Source organism: Acidovorax sp. KPB24-07 (assembly GCF_057543315.1).
On record NZ_BAAJYS010000399.1, the window covers coordinates 1 to 2,919 of the forward strand.

General features: G+C 70.4%; 1 protein-coding gene. It reads left to right on the plus strand.

Going from position 1 to position 2,919, the window contains the following annotated elements; genetic code table 11:
• Positions 1–42: 42 nt before the first annotated feature.
• Positions 43–2,919, plus strand: a 2,877-nt coding sequence (locus AC27IQ_RS21600; RefSeq protein WP_487090735.1) for a DUF6531 domain-containing protein, incomplete at its 3' end; no start/stop codon positions are given.

Genomic DNA, 2,919 nt, shown 5'->3' on the forward strand with positions numbered 1-2,919 from the left:
CCCCCGTTGCCGCCGCCCGGCGACGGCTACCGGAGTGTCTCCGTGTTCCCTGGCGGGCAGGACGGCATGTGCGTGGGCGACCCCGTCATTCCCGCCACCGGGGAGAATTTCCAGGAGATCGTGGACCACCAGGACCCGTGGGGCGGCAGCCTGGACTTCGTGCGCATCTACCGCAGCCACTGGGCGCTGGACTCCGCCCGCGCCAGCCGGGGCTTCGGCCGCCAGTGGGGGCACAACCACGCCATCAGCCTGCGGGTGTCCGAGGGCGTGGCGACCGTCATCTTCGGCAACGGTGAGGAGCGGGGCTTTCAGCGCGCGGGCGCCCAGCAGGACTGGGTGGGCGACCAGCGCAGCGACACGCTGGCCCAGGCCGATGGCCTGTGGCGCTTTCGGAACGCCAGCGACGACTCCGTGCTCACCTTCGACAGCGCGGGCAAACTCCTGAGCCGCAGGGCGCGCAACGGCTGGGTCACCACCTACGGGTACACCTACGGGCGCCTGACCACCATCACCAACGCCTTCGGCAAGACCCTCACCCTCGTCTGGGGCGATCGGCTGATCGAACAGATCATCACGCCGGACTACCAAACCACCACCTACCGGTACAGCTACCAGGACGGCGTGGGCGACCGGCTGGTGTCGTCCCGCCTGCAGGACCAGTACCAGAAGACCTACCTGTACGAAGACACCGGCAACCCGTTCCTGCTGACCGCCATCGTCGATGAGAACGGCAGCCGTTTCGCCCAGTTCAGCTACGACGCGCTGGGCCGCACGCTCAAGGCCGCGCATGCAGGCGACGCCCTGGCGCACCAGTTCGACTACACCGACATCGCCTCGGGCCAGGTCGGCGTGAAAGACCCGCTCGGCCAGACCCGCCGGTACGGCTATACCGTGCAGAACAAGGCGCTGGCCGTCACCAGTGCCTCGTCGGCGCCGGGGCTGGCCTACCGCCCGGTCAACCGCCGGGTGCAGAACGCCGCCGGCCTCGTCACGGCGGAGGTGGACTTCGCTGGCCGCCAGACCACCTACGAATGGGACAACGACCGCCAGTTGCCCCTGCTGGCCACCCACGCCCAGGGCACCGCGCAGGAGCGCCGGGTCGCCACGCAGTGGCACCCCACCTACCGCCTGCCGGTCAAGGTCACCGATGGCCACCGCGTCACCGAATACACCTACGACGCGGACGGCAACGTCCTCACCGAGCGGGTGTACGACGCCAGCCTGCCCGACGGCGCAGCCCGTGCCGCCGTCCGCCGATGGGAATACCAGGGCGGCCTGGTCACCGCCGAAATCGATGCCCTGGGCGTGCGGCGCACATACACCTACCACAGCGACACGCCGCTATTGTTCGAATCCACCGACCCGTTCGGGCGGCGCACCAGCCACAGCTACAGCGATGGCCGCCTGGTGGGCAAGCTCCTGCCCAACGGCCTGGAAATCCAGTACGCCTATGGCAACAACCCCTGGAACCTGCTCGGCAACGTCTCGGTCTTCGGGATGCAATGGACCCACCAGTACAACGCCATCGGCAAGCGGTCCCGCACGACGCAGCCGGACGGCTACCAGATCGACTACGCCTACGACAGCGCGCACCGGCTGGCCTCGTGGAAGGACAACCGGGGCGCCTCGGGCAGCTATGGGTACGACCTGTTCAACAACGTCATCCTGCAGGAAGTCAAAGACGCCGCGGGCCAGACCGTGTGGCGCCAGGAGCGGGGCATCAACGCCGCCAACCAGCTGGAAACCGTCAAGGCCGGCAGCCAGGTGGACCGCTACGCCTACGGCCCCAACGGCGAGCGCATCACCGCCGAGAACGCCCTGGGCCAGCGCTACCGGTACGCCACCGACCCCCTGGGCCGCGTCGCGGAAATCACCGACCCCCTGGGCAAGGTCGCCTCGCTGTCCTACGACGGGCTGGGCGCCGTGCAGGGCGCCAAGGACTTCGCGGGCGTGGCCACCACGTATGCCAACGACATCCGGGGCAACGCCACGCGGGAGACCTCGGCCGACAGCGGCGCGGCCAACGTGCAATACGACGCACTGGGGCGCCCCACGCAGGTGAGCGATGCGCTGGGCCGCACCACCGGGCTCACGCGGGACGCGGCGGGGCGCTTGACGCGCATCCTCTTCAAGGACGGCAAGCAGAGCGTGTGGCGGTACGACCTCACCGGCGCCAGCTACAACGCCCCCGGCACGCCGCAGGCCAGCATCGGGTCCTTGAGCGAGATCCAGGACGCGGGCGTCACCACGCGCTGGCAGCGCGACCCGCTGGGCCGGGTCACCGCCCGCACCCAGGTGCTGGCCAACGGCGACAGCCGCACCCTGGCCCAGGCCTATGTGCCGGCGGGGCCGGACGGCGCCCGCAATGGCGGAGCCGGGCAGATCGCCACCCTCACCTACGCGAGCGGCAAGAAGCTGCAGTACCAGTACGACACCACGGGCCAGCTCACCGGGCTGCAATGGAACGGCCAGCCGCTGCTCACCGCCATCACCTGGAACCCGCTGGGCCAGCCCACCGGCTGGAAGTGGCCGGCCTTCGGCCTGGCCGAGCAGCGCAGCTACACCCTGGCGGGCCAGTTGGCCGCCAGCCGGCTGCTGCCGCAACTGACCTGGGACAGCGCCGGGCGCCTGGCCCAGGTGCAGCAGCGGCACGCCCTGCGCGGCACCACGGGTGCGCAGCAGGCCGTGATCACCAGCGCCAACACCTACGACGCCACGGGCCGGCTCACCGCCAGCGCCCACAGCGCGCCGACCGGCCTCACGCTACCCACGGGCAGCGCGCTGAGCGACACCCTGGGCGCCAACGCCAGTGGCTATGCGTGGGACGCCAACGGCAACCGTAGCCAGAGCCACTACAGCAGCACCACGGCGGCGGGCACGGCCACGCTCAAGCGCAACTACGTCGCCGTCAGCGGCAGC